The organism is Candidatus Methylomirabilota bacterium (assembly GCA_035315345.1).
In the GTDB taxonomy this organism is placed as follows: Bacteria; Methylomirabilota; Methylomirabilia; order Rokubacteriales; family CSP1-6; genus CAMLFJ01.
In genome coordinates, this window is record DATFYA010000080.1 from 1 (window position 1) to 14,589 (window position 14,589).

16 protein-coding genes are annotated in these 14,589 nt (G+C 70.0%); 9 read left to right on the forward strand and 7 right to left on the reverse strand.

Features of this window, described 5'->3' with window-relative positions; translation table 11 throughout:
- Window positions 1-84 precede the first annotated feature (84 nt).
- On the reverse strand, window positions 85-414 hold the full coding sequence (locus VKN16_09600; protein ID HME94456.1) for a hypothetical protein: 330 nt from the start codon (window positions 412-414) through the stop codon (window positions 85-87).
- A gap of 88 nt (window positions 415-502) precedes the next feature.
- Here VKN16_09600 and VKN16_09605 point away from each other — a divergent pair, with 88 nt between their 5' ends.
- The 4 genes from VKN16_09605 (at window position 503) to VKN16_09620 (ending at window position 3,885) form a co-directional block, all read left to right on the forward strand.
- Window positions 503-2,089 (forward strand): FAD-dependent thymidylate synthase, encoded by a 1,587-nt coding sequence (locus tag VKN16_09605; protein ID HME94457.1) that lies wholly within the window; start codon window positions 503-505, stop codon window positions 2,087-2,089.
- Window positions 2,090-2,205: 116 nt separating this feature from the next.
- The gene (locus tag VKN16_09610; protein ID HME94458.1) at window positions 2,206-2,814 is read left to right on the forward strand and encodes a TetR/AcrR family transcriptional regulator; all 609 of its coding nucleotides are present in this window, start codon (window positions 2,206-2,208) and stop codon (window positions 2,812-2,814) included.
- Window positions 2,811-3,380: a DinB family protein gene (locus tag VKN16_09615; protein ID HME94459.1), complete on the forward strand. Its 570-nt coding sequence runs from the start codon at window positions 2,811-2,813 to the stop codon at window positions 3,378-3,380. Before VKN16_09610 ends, VKN16_09615 begins: the two co-directional genes overlap by 4 nt.
- 22 nt (window positions 3,381-3,402) lie before the next feature.
- Window positions 3,403-3,885 (forward strand): hypothetical protein, encoded by a 483-nt coding sequence (locus VKN16_09620; protein ID HME94460.1) that lies wholly within the window; start codon window positions 3,403-3,405, stop codon window positions 3,883-3,885.
- On the opposite strand, the gene VKN16_09625 is transcribed toward VKN16_09620, so the two are convergent.
- From VKN16_09625 to VKN16_09645, 5 genes are all read right to left on the reverse strand, one after another.
- Window positions 3,882-5,165 carry a M20 family metallopeptidase gene (locus tag VKN16_09625; GenBank protein ID HME94461.1) on the reverse strand — a complete coding sequence of 428 codons (1,284 nt, stop codon included), beginning with the start codon at window positions 5,163-5,165 and terminating at the stop codon, window positions 3,882-3,884. The genes VKN16_09620 and VKN16_09625 overlap by 4 nt on opposite strands.
- Entirely contained in the window at window positions 5,162-6,331 is a 1,170-nt protein-coding gene (locus VKN16_09630; protein ID HME94462.1) for a M20 family metallopeptidase, read from the reverse strand. The genes VKN16_09625 and VKN16_09630 overlap by 4 nt, the downstream gene beginning before the upstream one ends.
- A gap of 79 nt (window positions 6,332-6,410) precedes the next feature.
- Window positions 6,411-6,599 carry a hypothetical protein gene (locus tag VKN16_09635; protein ID HME94463.1) on the reverse strand — a complete coding sequence of 63 codons (189 nt, stop codon included), beginning with the start codon at window positions 6,597-6,599 and terminating at the stop codon, window positions 6,411-6,413.
- Between the two features lie 88 nt (window positions 6,600-6,687).
- A complete protein-coding gene (locus VKN16_09640; GenBank protein HME94464.1) occupies window positions 6,688-7,989 on the reverse strand; it encodes an ATP-binding protein in 1,302 nt (433 codons plus the stop codon).
- Window positions 7,990-8,152: 163 nt separating this feature from the next.
- The gene (locus VKN16_09645) at window positions 8,153-9,277 is read right to left on the reverse strand and encodes a M48 family metallopeptidase (protein HME94465.1); all 1,125 of its coding nucleotides are present in this window, start codon (window positions 9,275-9,277) and stop codon (window positions 8,153-8,155) included.
- 90 nt (window positions 9,278-9,367) lie between these two features.
- Between VKN16_09645 and VKN16_09650 the strand changes: the two genes are divergently transcribed.
- The 5 genes from VKN16_09650 to VKN16_09670 all read left to right on the forward strand — a co-directional run bounded on the left by VKN16_09650 (window position 9,368) and on the right by VKN16_09670 (window position 14,134).
- On the forward strand, window positions 9,368-10,282 hold the full coding sequence (locus VKN16_09650; protein HME94466.1) for a MoxR family ATPase: 915 nt from the start codon (window positions 9,368-9,370) through the stop codon (window positions 10,280-10,282).
- Between the two features lie 5 nt (window positions 10,283-10,287).
- Window positions 10,288-10,848 carry a hypothetical protein gene (locus tag VKN16_09655; protein HME94467.1) on the forward strand — a complete coding sequence of 187 codons (561 nt, stop codon included), beginning with the start codon at window positions 10,288-10,290 and terminating at the stop codon, window positions 10,846-10,848.
- 30 nt (window positions 10,849-10,878) lie between these two features.
- Window positions 10,879-12,288, forward strand: coding sequence for a VWA domain-containing protein (locus VKN16_09660; GenBank protein ID HME94468.1), 1,410 nt, complete (start codon window positions 10,879-10,881; stop codon window positions 12,286-12,288).
- Window positions 12,270-12,929 carry a DUF3047 domain-containing protein gene (locus VKN16_09665; protein HME94469.1) on the forward strand — a complete coding sequence of 220 codons (660 nt, stop codon included), beginning with the start codon at window positions 12,270-12,272 and terminating at the stop codon, window positions 12,927-12,929. Before VKN16_09660 ends, VKN16_09665 begins: the two co-directional genes overlap by 19 nt.
- A 395-nt stretch (window positions 12,930-13,324) precedes the next feature.
- On the forward strand, window positions 13,325-14,134 hold the full coding sequence (locus tag VKN16_09670) for a hypothetical protein (protein ID HME94470.1): 810 nt from the start codon (window positions 13,325-13,327) through the stop codon (window positions 14,132-14,134).
- Here the strand turns inward: VKN16_09670 and VKN16_09675 are convergent.
- Complete coding sequence (locus VKN16_09675; GenBank protein ID HME94471.1) at window positions 14,082-14,588, reverse strand: OB-fold domain-containing protein; 507 nt, start codon at window positions 14,586-14,588, stop codon at window positions 14,082-14,084. The genes VKN16_09670 and VKN16_09675 overlap by 53 nt on opposite strands.
- Between the last annotated feature and the right edge of the window lies 1 nt (window position 14,589).

A 14,589-nucleotide genomic window follows, 5' to 3' on the forward strand; every position in this document is an offset into this window, starting at 1 on the left:
GATCTCGCGCTTCTGCTGGTCGGTGCGGCCGGCGTACCACTGAACCGTGATGTTGGGCATGGCAGCCTCCTCTGGTCCCGTCGGCTACTTGAGCCGGCGGAGGTCGTCGGGAAAGTTCGAGGTGAACGAGTACGACTTGACGATCCAGTCGTTGTTGAAGCGTACCGTGAGGTCCTTGCTGACCTCGTAGCCCGCGTCGCGCTGTCCGTAGAACCATCGCCACGTGGTGTCGCCGTTGTCCAGGCCCATCTGATAGGGCTCGCCGAACATGCGCACGAGACCGTAGCGGTCGGTCTTGCCGTTCACGATCCATCGCGACTCGGGCGAGGGGAAATCGCGACCGAACGTGACCGAGACGCACCCGGCGAGGAGGACCAGCGCGACCAGACCGAGCAGCCATCCGCGCCGAGGCATGCCGCGGATTATTGCATCGGACCTCGGAGCGTGCAACCGGACGCGCCGACGGGCGCTCGCGGCGGGCCGCCGCGACGTGCGTGCTAAGATGACCGCCGTGGAGACCTTCACACCCGAGGAGCGCGCCGCCCTCGGGCCGTACTTCACCAATCTCGACGGGCCGGTCTTCGCGCTGGTCAACCTGCCCGAGGTGGTCAAGGGCGCGCTGTTCGCGCGGTACTCCCGCTCCGCGAAGTCGCTCCGCCGTCTCTTCCTCGACGAGTTCCTGGAGCCGGCGCGGGGACCGGTGACCGCGGAGACCATCGGCACGAGCCGCGCCGATCGGCTCTACGAGCGGGTGCTCAGCGACTACGGCGACGATTCGGTCGCTCAGCTGGGCGGCGTCCACCTCGCGGTCGAGGGCGCATCCAATCTCCTGACCAAGGTGCTCGAGTGGGGCCGGCTCATGGCCTACCTCGAGCAATCCACGCGCTACGTGCCGTACACCGATCGCCCGGACGGGCGCTTCAAGTACCACGTGCCCGCCGAGCTCGACGATCATCCCCTGCGAGCCCGGTACGTCGAGGTGCTCGACCGCGCCTTCGAGACCTACGCCCGCTGGATCGACCCGATGCGGGAGTACTGGATGAGCCGTTTTCCCCCGCCGCCCGGGGAGAGCGAGGCGGCCTACCGCATGACCATCCGCGCCAAGGCCCTCGACAGCCTGCGTGGCCTCCTGCCCGCGGCCACGCGCTCGAACGTGGGGATCTTCGGGACCGGCCAGGGCTACGAAGGGCTGCTCCTTCGCATGCGGGCCCATCCGCTGCGGGAAGTTCGCGACTATGCCGAGCTGATGTTCGCCGAGCTCGACCGGGTGATCCCCGCATTCCTCCGTCGCCTATCGCGGCCGGAGCGGGGCGGCGTGTGGGCGCGCTATCTCGAAGACACCCGCGAGGCCACCGCGGCGGCGGCGGTCCGCCTGCTTGCCGGCATCGAGCCGGAGCCCCGTCCGGAGGTGACGCTGACCGATTTCGATCCCGACGGCGAGGTGAAGGTGGTGGCCGCCGCGCTCTACGCCGCCTCGCGGCTCCCGGACGACCAGCTGCTCGCGGCGGCCCGCCGGCTGTCGGTCGAGGAGCGACGACAGGTGCTGGACGCCTACGTGGGGCGGCGGGAGAACCGGCGCCACAAGCCGGGCCGCGCGTTCGAGCGCACCGCGTACCGCTTCGACGTGCTGGGAGACTACGGCGCGTTTCGCGATCTGCAGCGGCATCGCCTCCTCACGCTGGAGTGGCAGGCCCTCTCGCCGCGTCACGGGCACGTCACCCCCGACGAGCTCGCCGAGGCGGGGGCGCTCTGCGACTGGACGCGCGTGATGGAGGACTCGGCGGCCCTGCACGATGCGCTCACCGCCGAGATGCCGGCGGTGGCCTCCTACGCGGTGGCCATGGCCTATCGCGTGCGGTTCTACATGGAGCTGAACGCGCGGGAGGCCATGCACATGATCGAGCTACGGACCGCGCCCCAGGGCCATCCCGCGTACCGGCGCATCTGCCAGACCATGCATCGCCTCATCGCGGAGCAGGCGGGCCACCGGGCGCTGGCCGGCGCGATGCTCCACGCCGATCATTCGGGCGCCGAGGCCGGGCGCCTCGACGCGGAGCGGGCGGCCCAGCGGCGCCGCCAGGGCGGCTAGACCGCGCGCCCGCGGGCGGCCGAGCCCCGCCGCCCGCTTGACTCCCCCGCTCCTCCGCGGCATACTGCGGCCCGCCATGATAATTGGTCGACCAACCAAAAAACCGTGAGCGGGCGTTGACCCCGAAGCTCGGGGTGCGACCGGTGCGGCGGGAGCAGATCGTGCGGGCCACCATCCGCTGTCTCGCCCGCGACGGGTACGCCGGCCTCACCATGAAGCGGGTGGCCACGGAGGCCGCGCTGAGCCAGGGTATCCTGCATTACTACTTCCGCGACAAGGCCGCCATGCTCGCGGCGGCGGCCCGGCGGGTGACCGCGGACCTCGACCGCCGCGTGGCCGCGGAGGTGCGCGGCGCCCGGGACGCCCGCGCGCGACTGCGCGCGGTGATCCGGGCGTGCCTGGAGACCGCCATCGAGAGCCGCGACTTCTGGACCGTGTTCATCGAGTTCTGGGGCGAGGCCTTCCACGACCGGCGGCTCGCCGCGGTGAACCGCCAGGCCTACGCGCGGGCCCGCCGCCTGATCGGGGTGCCGCTGGCCCAGGGCGTGGCCGACGGCCGGTGGAGACGGGTGGACGTTGAAGAAGCCGCCGCGGTGGTCCTGGGACTGCTCGACGGCCTCTCGCTTCAGCTCACGTTCGATCGCGGATTGATGACGCCGTCGCGGGCGGCAAGGGTCGCCGAGGACGCGCTGGTGCGCTATCTCTCCGCCGGAGACTTCTCATGACGATGCCCGCCGAGCAGGTGAAGGCCATGGCGTACCTCAAGGAGCGCGGAACCGATGCCCCCCTCGCGCAGATTCGGGAGCGGGTGGCCGACGCGTTCGCCACCATGGATACCCTGCTCGACTCCGTGTCCGCGGCGCAGGCCGGGAAGCGGCCGGGCGACGGCGAGTGGTCTCCGCACGAGGTGGTGGACCACCTCGTGGAGACGCACCCGCGGGCCCTGGAGGAGATGCGCGCGCTGATGGACGGCCGGCATTCCCCGGTCAGCCCGATCCCGGCCGGTCTGCAGTCGGCTCACCCGATGGCCCGGAGCTGGAGCGACCTGCGCGCCGCCCTGCGGTGGCTTCATCGGGAAGTCCTCGACGTGCTCACCGTAGCTCCGGATCGCCTGACCGAGGTCCGCGCGCCGATCGTCATGGTGATCAACGTCCGCGCATCCGATGGGACCGTGAAGCCGTTGCACTGGACCGAGCACTGCGACTGGAAGGCGTGTGCGATCATCTTCCGTCTCCACGAGATGGACCACCTGACCCAGATCAGGAAGGCGCTGCGGGCCCGCGGCGATTGACCGCACGTGTACACTACACGACATGCTCCGGCTGGTCCGACTCCTGCTCGTGGCGCTGGCCCTGCCCGCGTCCTGGTGGGGGACGGCTCTCGCCGCCGACGCTCCGGAGGAGCCGGCGCCGGTCTCGCTCTCGCGCGCCATCCCGGACCTACACCTCTCGGTCGCCGACATGCCCGGTGAGACGACGGTGCGCCTGCCGCTGGCGTCGGACAGCTACCGCCTCTACGGGTTGCTGAGCCCGTACCTGTCGCTGGGCTCGAGCGGTTCCCCCGGCGTGTCCTGGAACTCCACGCTGCCGCCGAGCCTCCGGAGCGACCGCGACGGGGCTGACAGCGACCTTCGACTCGGGGCGGGGTTCGCGCTGCCGCTGTCCAGTCGCGCCCAGCTCTACGGGGAGTACCGCTTCCTGCGTGGTCGCCTCGACCCCGGCGTCGGCCGGGGCCTGCTCCAGCGCGAGCCGGACTCGGCGGACTTCCGCGCCGGGGTTTCCATCAAGCTGAACTAGCAGCTCCGCGCGAACTCGTCCTTCGCCCTCTGCAGCTCCTCCGGCTGCGCCAGCAGGTCCAGCGCGGTCATGGCCAGCGCCTTGGCAGCGGCCACCATGCCGGAGCGGGCGATCGGCGATCTGGCCCACTCCGCGAACTCCCGCGAGTGGCCGGGCACCCCGTCCGGGGAGATGCGGATGTAGGGGTGGATGGTGGGGAGGGCCTGGCTCACGTTGCCGCAATCGGTGGAGCCATAGCCCGCCTCGCCGTCGTCAGGGTCCACCGGGAAGTCGATCCGCGCCAGGTTGCGGCCGAACAGCTCGGCCATCGCGATGTTAGCCTTCAGCGGGTCGTGGATGATGGCGTCCGCGGTCACCTTCACGGTGCAGCCGGTGGCGGTGGCCGCGCCCTCCGCGCACGCCTCGAAGCGGCGCAGCAGCTCGCGGCAGTAGTCGCGGGTGGGCGCGCGCAGGTAGAACTCGGCGGCGGTGTGCTCGGGGATGATGTTGGCCTGATCGCCGCCCTTGGTGATGATTCCGTGCACGCGTGCGTCCGGGCGCAGCTGCTGCCGCATGCCGTCGAGCGAGACGAAGAGCTGGATCATCGCGTTCAGCGCGTTGATTCCGCGCCACGGCCAGGACGACGCGTGCGACGCCCGTCCGAGGAAATCGCACCGCACCTTGATGATGCCGAGGGTCGGACGCCACACCTGGGTGCCGCACCGGCCGTGGATCATCATCGCGGCGTCGACCTCCTCGAACACGCCGGCCTCCAGGAGCCGCACCTTGCCCGCCCCGCCTTCCTCGGCGGGCGTCCCGATCACCTGGATGCGCCCGGGGAAGGGCAGGGTCCCGAGCGCCGCCGCGATGGCCGCGCCGGCGCCGGTGCCCGCGGTGGCGATGACGTTGTGACCACACGCGTGCCCGATGTTCGGCAGCGCGTCGTACTCGGCCATGATCGCGATGGTCGGGCCGGGCCCCTGACCCGCGATGGTGCCGCGGAAGGCGGTGGGAAGCCCGCCGATCCCGCGCTCCACCGCGGCGCCCTGACGAGCGAGGAAGTCGGTGAGCCACCCGGCCGCCTTGTGCTCCTCGAAGCACAGCTCGGGGTTGGCGTGGATCTGATGGCTGATTTGCTCGAGCTGGTCGGCGAGGCGGTCGACCGTCTCGGCGACGCGGGTCTTCGCGTCTTCGAGCGCGCCGCGGTTGGGCCTCTTCGCCCCTGCGGGGGATTTTCTCAGCGGTGGTCCGGAGGACGCTCGCGCGCGGCGGTTGGGCCTCTTCGCCCCTGCGGGGCTCATCGGGTTCTCGCGAATTCTTCCTTGGCGGCCTTCACGCGCGCGGGATCGGCGAGCAGATCGAGGGTGGTCAGCGCCATCGTCTTTGCCGCGGCCACCATCCCGGCGCGCGCGAGGGGCTTCACCGCCGCGTCGGCGAATTCCCGCGTGTGGATTGCCATGCCGGTCGGCGCGATGCCGATCATGGGCTGGATGGCCGGGATGACCTGGCTCACGTTGCCGATGTCGGAGGAGCCGAGGCGGTCGGGAATGGCCGGCCCCTCGGCCAGCCCCACCGTCTTCATGTTGGCCGCGAAGAGATCCAGCATCACGCGGCTCGACTTCATCGGCTCGTAGACGCTGTCGTGCTGGATGAGCTTCAGGGTGCAGCCGGTGGCCTTGGCGGCGCCCTCGGCGGCCGCGGTCACCCGCTTGAACAGATCCCACATCGTCTCGATCCGCGGCGCGCGCACATAGAAGATCGCCGAGGCGTACTCGGGGATGATGTTGGCGGCCGCGCCGCCGTTCGTGATGATGCCGTGGATGCGGCAGTCGGGACGGACCTGTTGCCGCAGCATGCTGACCGCGTTGTACATCCCGATGACCGCGTCGAGGGCGTTGACGCCCTCCCACGGGTCGGCGGAGGCGTGGGAAGCCTTCCCGCTGAACTCGAAGGTCCCCCGCACGATGCCGAGCAGGTCCTGATGCAGGAGGGTGCGGTCGAAGCCGTGGATCATCATGGCGCAGTCGACGTCCCGGAAAATGCCGCTCTTGATGAGCTTGACCTTGCCGCCGCCGCCCTCCTCGGCGGGCGTGCCGATGACCTGGATCCGGCCCTTCGGCAGCCGGGCCCGAACCGCGGCCAGCGCCGCGCCGGCGCCCGCCCCCGACGTCGCGATGACGTTGTGTCCGCACGCGTGCCCGATGCCGGGGAGCGCGTCGTACTCGCAGAGGATGGCGATGGTGGGGCCGTCACCGGTCTCGATGGTGGCCCGGAACGCGGTGTCCACGCCGCCCACGCCCGGCTCGACCTTGAATCCCTGCGCGGCCAGGAAGTCGCCGAGCCACCCGCACGCCTGCACTTCCTGATAGGCAAGCTCCGGATGGGCGTGGATCCGGTGGGACAGAGCTTCCAGCTCGTCGGCGAGCCGATCCACGGCCTGCGTGATGGAATCCTTGAGGGTGTTCATGACGACCTCCGCGGTGGGATCGAACGCTACCGCCCGGAGAGTACCACGCCGGACGGACTCGAATCGGGACGAGGCGGGATCAGGGCGACTGGGCGCAGAAGACGAAAAACAGCGGCCGGTTCTCGCCCGAGCTGCCGCGGCCCGGTTCGTCCACGCAGCGAACGCTCGGCGACGAGCTGGACGACCCGCCCGCCGGCGCGCAGGCCGCCAGGGCGAGGGTGACCGCGGAGAGCGTGACGATGCGGGCGAGGCGGACGGGACGGCGCATGGGTCAGGAAGATTACCACGCGGTCCGGGTACGGCGGGACGACTCCGAGACGCGGAAGGGCGCCCTGGGGAGCGCCGGAGCGGCTAATTTAGATGGAGGGCGCCAGCGCCGAATCGGCCGCGGCAACACCGACCGGCAGCTCCATCACGAAGATCGCGCCGCCGCCCGGACGATTGTCGGCCCAGAGACGGCCTTCGTGCTCGGCGACCACGCTGTGGGCCACCGACAGGCCCAGCCCGCGTCCCTCGCCCGGCCCCTTGGTCGTGAAAAAGGGATTGAACACGCGGGCGAGATCGTCGGGCGGGACCCCGGGACCGTCGTCGGCGACCTCGATTCGCACGCCGTCGTGGCCGGGCCGGACCCGGATCGTGAGGGTGCCTCCGCCCCGGGCGGCGGACATCGCCTGCTCGGCGTTCTGGATGAGGTGGAACAGCGCTTCCTGGAGCTGATTGCTGTCTGCCCAGATCTCGGGCACTTCCTGGAAATCCGTCTGCACCGTGATGCGCGCGCCTTCGAGCCGTGACTGATGCAGCGCGAGCACCTTGTAGATCTGATCGCTCACCTTGCAGCGGCCCCGCCGCAGCGGCGAGCGCTCCGCGAACAGTACGAGCTCGCGCACGATGTTGGCCGCACGCTTGGTGGCGCCGTCGATGGTCTTGAGCCCGTTCAGGACCGACTCGTGATCTTGCGACTGCAACAGCAGATGGACCTGCCCGAGGATGATCATCAGGGGGTTGTTGATCTCGTGGGCCACGCCCCCGGCCAGCTCGCCCACCGCGGCCAGCCGCTCCGCGCGGACCACGTCGGTGTGCGAGCGGCGCAGCTCCTCGAGCTGCAGGCGAGTCTCCGAGTACAGCCGCGCGTTGTCGAGCGCCAGCCCGATCTGGTCGGCGGTGGACTCGAGGAGCGCGATCTCCTCGCCGGTGAATCGCTCCTCGGTCTGCCGGCCGAGCGAGAGCGTCCCGAGGATCCGGTGGCGGGCGCGGATCGGCACGCACAGGAAGCCGCGGATGCCGTCGGCGGAGACCGCGGCGCGGGCGGCGGGCAGCAGGTCCGGAGCCCGGCCGGCTTCGTCCACGCGTCGGACCCGTCCCGAGGCGGCCACGCGGCCGATGAGGCCCTGGCCGATCGGGAGCACCTCGTTGACCTCGCGCAGCCGCGGCGACAGGCCGCGCTCGCCCCGCAGGAGCAACATCTTGCCGTCAGAGGACACCAGGTGCAGGCTCGCGATCTCGTGGCCGGTGACGTGGGTCAGCGCGCTCAGCGACTTCTGGATGACCTCGGTGAGATCGAGGGAGCGGCTGACGGCTTCGGTGACCGTGCGGAGGATCTGGAGGTGACGGATGAGAGACGTGGTGCCGCCCACTCCTCGGTTGCCGACTCGCGCCATTGTCACCTCGGGCTCGCTCCCATTTCCGTTTGAAAAACGGTCTATGGCTGCCAAGCAAGCAAAGTGCCACCGGTCACGATAAAGAAATAGCCTTATAGGGTAATGAGTTCGGTGACTTTTGGCGGCTGCCGTAGAATGGCACCGGTGCTGCCCGGACACACTGTCAAGTCAGAGTCGGGCGAAATTGCCGCGCCTCGGCGATCCGCCCGCCGATGGCGGGGTGGGAGTAGAAAAAGAACTCCTCCAGGGGGTGGGGGTCGCGCTCGGCCAGGTTCAGCCCGGCCAGCCGCTCCAGCGCCCCGATGAAGGCGCCCGCGTCCGGGATGGTCTCGAGCGCGAATCGGTCGGCGCTGCGCTCGACGTGGCGAGACCAGCCGTTGGCCATCGGCAGGGCGAGGAGGCTCACCACCAGCAGGACTAGGCCGAAGAAGGGCAGTCCGGCCGGATCGGCCGGCCCCTCGAGCGCGAGCCAGCGCGCGCCGGCGGTCAGCGCGTGGCTGGCGACCCAGAACGTCACCAGCGTGAGCGCGCCCTGCACGAGGAGGCCGCGCTGGACGTCGCCGTGAAGCTGATGCGCCAGCTCGTGAGCCACCACCGCCGCGATCTCGTCGGGCGTGAACTCGTTCAGCAGCGTATCGAAGAGCAGGATCCGTCGGGTCCGGCCGAGGCCGGTGACCGCGGCGTTCGCGGTGCGGCTCTTTCGTGACTGATCCACCACCCAGATTCCGGTCACCGGCACTCCGACGCGCGCCGCGAGCGTGACCAGCCGCGTCCTGAGCGGGCCGTCCGGCAGCGGAGTGACCCGATAGAAGAGCGGCACGAGCCAGACGGGCGCGACGAGCGCGAGCAGGGCGTAGCCGGCCAGGAAGATGGCGGCACCCCAGAGCCACCACCACGGCGTGACCCGAAGCAGGCCGTACACGATCTCGACCGCGGCCAGGCCGAGCCCGGCGCCCAGCAGGCCCGCCTTGAGCACGTCGAGCAGCCAGCGACCGAGCGACTGATGGAGCAGGCCGTAGCGGCGCGGGAGCCAGTACCGCGCGATCCAGGTCAACGGCATGGTGAGCAGGCGGTGGGTCGCGGCCAGGATCACCACCGCGATCGCGAGCTCCAGCCACCAGCGGGAGGTCCACTGCCGGATCCACGCGGTCAACCAGACCGCGGCTCTGGTCTCGACGAGGACCAATAGATAGGCCGCGGAGAGCGCGATCTCGGTCAGCGACAGCGCGAGCTGACGACGGTGATAGGCCCGTGCGCGCGACTTCTCCGGCGCCGATCTCGCGTCCATGCAACGAGTGTCGCACCGTACGACGGCGCCCGCCAATCGGCGGTGGCGATTGTGCTACACTTGCCGGCAGTTCACACTCAGGGAGCCGCCATGTTTCAGTCCGTGGAGGACGTCCAGCAGCAGTTCAAGAACGCGCGCTACATCGCCAATCGTCGCATCTCCACCGTCGTGTTCCTCGCCTCGCGCATGGGCCGTCCGGTCCTCATCGAGGGGCCGGCGGGCGTGGGCAAGACGGAGCTGGCCAAGACGCTGGCCGAGGTGACCGCGCGCCATCTCATCCGCCTCCAGTGCTACGAGGGCCTCGACGAAGGCAAGGCGCTCTACGAGTGGAAGTACGCCAAGCAGCTCCTCTACACCCAGCTGCTCCGCGAGCGCATCGGCGAGCTGATCGCCGACGCGCCCTCGCTGCCCGACGCGGTCGCGCGCATCTCGGGCCAGGACGACGCCTTCTTCTCGCATCGTTTCCTGGCCCCGCGGCCCCTGCTGCAGGCCATCGAGTCGCCGGATCCGGTGGTGTTGCTGGTCGACGAGATCGACAAGGCGGAGCCCGAGTTCGAGGCTTTCCTCCTCGAGGTGCTGTCCGACTTCCAGGTGTCGGTGCCGGAGCTGGGCACCATCCGGGCCACCCAGATCCCGCTGGTCGTGCTCACCTCCAACAACGCCCGCGAGCTGTCGGACGGGCTCAAGCGGCGGTGCCTGCACCTCTTCATCGACTTCCCGCCGGCGGACGAGGAGCTGGCCATCATCCGGCTGAAGGTTCCCGAGGTGTCCGAGCGGCTGGCCCAGACGGTGGTCACCGCGGTGCAGCGCATCCGCGGGCTCGAGCTGCGCAAGGCGCCCTCGATCTCGGAGAGCCTCGACTGGGCGCGCTCCCTGGTCATTCTCAACGCGGAGACGCTCGATCGCGAGCTGGTGGAGTCCACCCTGACCATGCTCGTGAAGCACGAGAAGGACCTGGAGCGGGTCAAGGGCGCCCTCGACAAGGTGCTGGCCGACCTGGGCTAGAGCCCATGAGCGGGGCCTGGTCCACCCTCACCGAATTCCGCGAGCTGTGGTTTCCGAGCCCGCGGATTCGCCTGTCCGAGCTGGGCACGGCCGGGCCGGTCTACATCGAGGGCGGCCGCTGCATCTCGGGCGCGCTCGGCGAGTACAGCAAGCTGTGGATCCTCGCCGCGGCCCGCTGGCACTTCTACTACGTCCATCCCACCCCGCGCGACTTCTATCGCGTCACCATGCCGGAAGCGATGCCCCACCTGCTCCATCCGGGAGAGATGACGGTGGAGACGCTGCGGCAGGGCCTGTCCTACAAGGTGGTGCTGGGGCTGCGCTGCACCGAAGGGCCGGTCCGGGTCCTGCACCTGGTGGGCGACGTCGCCGACGTGACCCGGGCGCAGGAGCGCGACGAGGAAGCGCCGGCCGGGCCGCTCGGCTGGAAGCTCGAGATGACGCATCTCATCGCCCAGGGCTCGTTCCACGGCCTCATCCGCCTCGAGGACGGGCGCCTCTACCCGATCAGCCGTGACGGCGGCGAGGACGTCTTCAAGTCCTCCTGGGTCCACTTCAGCCGATGAGTCCGAGATGATTCACGCACGCGGACTCTGATGGATCAGCGGATTCTCGAGTTCATCGGCGATTTGCGGCGGGCCGAGATGCGCATCTCGCCGAGCGAGGCGCTGGATGCGCTGGCCGCCTCCACCGAGATCGGGCTGGAGGATCGCGAGACGTTCAAGAGCGCGCTGGCCACGACGCTGGTCAAGGAGTCGCGCGACCTGGCGACCTTCAACCGCATCTTCGATCTCTACTTCCTGGATCTGCAAGCTCTCGGCGAGGGCCTCAAGAAGGCGCTCGGGCCGGAGGACCCCAAGATCCAGGAGATGCTCGATCGGCTCACCTCCGAAGCGGGCATGGAGCTGGACGACCTCACCGAATTGATGCTGAGCGGGCAGGGCACCGACATGGAGATGGCCATTCGCCAGGAGGGCCAGGGCACCGGGCTCGAGCGGCTGATGTATTTCCTCCAGGTCGGCTACTTCTCGCGACGCATCTACGACAAGTTCGACTGGGAGGCCATCGAGCGGGATCTGAGCCGGATCATGCAGCTGCTGGAGGCCAAGGGGCTGGATCCGGGCATGCTGGCGCGCATCCGCAACTACCTCGATCTGCGTCTGGAGGCGTTCCGGCGCATGATCCGTCAGCACGTGGAGCGCGAGCTGGAGCGCCGCGCCTTCCGTCAGGGCGAGAAGCTGACCCGCGAGGTGCTGAGCGACAAGCCGCTGTTTGCCCTCTCCGCCGACGAGGTCGCCCAGATGAAGGCGGTGGTCGCGCGATTGGCCCGCAAGATCAAGGACGCCCTCGCTCTCCGGCAGCGGCAGGAGGAGAAGGGCCGGCTCGATTCCCGGCGCACCATCCGGCAGAGCCTGCAGTACGGCGGCGTGCCGATGGAGGTGCGCTTCCGTCGACGGCACCGCGAGAAGCCGAAGCTCATCACCCTCTGCGACGTGTCGGACTCGGTCCGCAATGCGTCCCGCTTCATGCTGCAGCTGGTGTGGAGCCTCCAGGACTGCTTCTCGCGGGTTCGCTCCTACGTCTTCGTGTCCGAGATCGCGGAGGTGACCCAGGCCTTCAACACCTATCCGGTCGACACCGCGATCGACTGGGCACTGAAGTCCTCCTCGGTCGACTATCACTGCCGGTCCGACTTCGGGTACGCGTTCAGCCGCTTCGTCAAGACCGAGCTCGAGTCGCTCGACCGCAAGACCACCGTGCTCGTCCTGGGAGACGCGCGCAACAACTACAACGACCCGCAGGCGTGGGCCATCCGGCAGATCCGGGAGCGCGTCAAGGGCGTCATCTGGCTCAATCCGGAAGGGCAGTGGGGCTGGGGCATCGGAGACAGCGTGATGCCGCTCTACGCGCCGTCGTGCGACATCGTGAAGGAATGCCGCACGGTGGGCCAGCTCGTGCAGGTGGTCGACCAGCTGGTGCATTCGTGGTGGCGGCGCGGGCGCTGATCGTCCTGCTGCTGGTGGCCGCGGCGCCGAGCGTCGGCCGCGTGTGGGCCGCGGAGTGCGTGGTGGTCGACGACTTCTCCCGGGGCAAGGTCGGCGACTTCCCGGTCGACTGGAAGCCGCGCAAGGAGGAGGGCCGGCCGGTGTATGCCATCCGCGAGGAGGACGGCCGGCGCTTCCTGCACGCGGCCTCGCGCGGCGTCGGCATCCAGGCCGGCCGCGAGGTGTCGTGGGACCTGGACGCCTATCCGATCCTGACCTGGTCCTGGCGGGCGGTGGAGTTCCCCAAGGGCTCCGACGAGCGGAAGTCGTCGACCAACGACAGCGCGGTCTCGGTCTACGCACTTTTCCCCGGCCCGATGGGCACCGTGAAGAGCGTCAAGTACATCTGGAGCCGCGTGGTGCCGGTGGGCACGCGTCTGACCTCCAGCGCGGGCAGCACACAGGTGCGGGTGCTCCGCAGCGGGACGGACCAGGCCGGGCAGTGGCTCGAGGAGCAGGCCGACGTGCGCGAGGACTACCGCAAGCTCTTCGGGGTGGACAAGCCGCCGAAGCCGGCCGGCATCGCGGTCCTCACCGATTCCGACGACACCAAGAGCAGCGCGCAGGGGGACTACGCCAACCTGCGCCTGTGCAAGCCCTGACCTTCTCCCGCGCGCGGCGATGAGCGACGACGAGCTGCTCGATCCGACGGATCCGTCGACCGTCTCGCGCCGCTGCCCCGCGTGTCTCGAGCGCCTCGACGGCCAGCGGGTCACGCGGCTCGATAGCTCGAAGCCGAAGGCAGCCACCTGCTCGACCGGGTCGAGGAGCTGCTCCGCGCGCGGTTCGATCCGCGCGCGATCGTCCGGGTGCGGAAGCCGACCTACGCGCGCCCGGCTCCGGAGGATCTCCGTCGGGAGGTTCTCGAGACCAGCGACGCGCTCGGGGCGATCATCGGCCGGTGACGGTCGCGCACCCGATCCAGCCGCTGACCCGGATGAGGTGCGCGCCGCGCCGATCGCGTCTTCGATGCGATCGTGGCGCGCCTGACCCGCGGGTGACCCTTCTCCTCAAGCTGATCCTGGTGCCGGGGCTCATCGCCCTGGTGACGCTGGCCGGCCGTCGCTTCGGTCCGCGCCTCGGCGGCTGGCTGAATGCGCTCCCGCTGGTGGCCGGCCCGGTTCTTTTCTTCCTGGCCCTCGAGCAGGGCGAGGCGTTCGTGGCGCGCGCCGCCGAGGCGACCCTCGCCGGTCTCGCCGCGGTGGCCGCCTTCGCGGTGATCTACTCGTGGATGGCGATGACGCGCCCGTGGTGGGCGTGCGTGCTCGTGGGCTGGAGCGCGTTCGGCGTGCTGACCGTCGCGCTCCAGGCGGTGCACTGGACGGCGCGGTCCGGCCTCGGCCTGACCCTGGGTGCGTTTGGAGTCGCGCGCTTCGTCCTCCCGCGCCTGCCCGAGCCCCCGCCGCCGGCCCGCGCGCCCACGTGGGATCTGCCGCTGCGCATGGCATCCGCGGTCATGCTGGTGCTGCTGGTCACCGGACTGGCCGGGTGGCTCGGTCCGCGCCTCTCCGGCGCGATCACCCCGTTCCCGATCGCCACCACGATCCTGCTCGCCTTCACTCACGCCCAGCAGGGCACCCCGGCCGCGGTAGGATTCCTGCGCGCGTTCCTGCCCGCGATGTGGAGCTTCGCGCTGTTCTGCTTCGTGCTGGCCGGCGGCGCAGTGGGACTGGGGCGCGACGCCGCGTTCCTGCTCGCCCTCGCCGTGAGCCTGGCCGCCCAGGGACTGGTGTGGCTCGGGCTGGAGGCGCTGGCTAGCCGGGAAGCCGCCAGACGCGGCCCACGGGCGGCTCGTCGGTCAGCGTGAACTGAGGCAGCGCGAAGTCGGCCGAGAGGTCCTGGAAGACGACGCGCACCCGCTTGCCGATCGCCACGTTCGCCTCGGGCTCCGGCTTGAGCTCGGGGGTGACGAGGTTGCCGATGATCCGAAGCGCCTCGTCCGGAGTCGGCGCGCCGCGCTGCTCGTCGAGCTCGACCAGGACCACCGCGTAGGGCGTCCACTCCTTGAAGCCGGGCTGGATCGCGTGGTGCACGACCTCGTACGAGTAGATGTGCCCGCGGCCGCTCACCGGCGTCCACTGCCATTCGAGCGACAGGCACCACGGGCAGCCGTGGCTCGGAGGGTAGCGCATCAGCTTGCATTGCGTGCACGCGCGCAGCATCAGCTGATGGTTGGTGCGCGCCAGCTTGAAGTGCTCGCGCCACTCCGAGTCGTTCTCCGGGACCACCAGGTTCATGCCGCGGTACTCGACGGAGGCCATC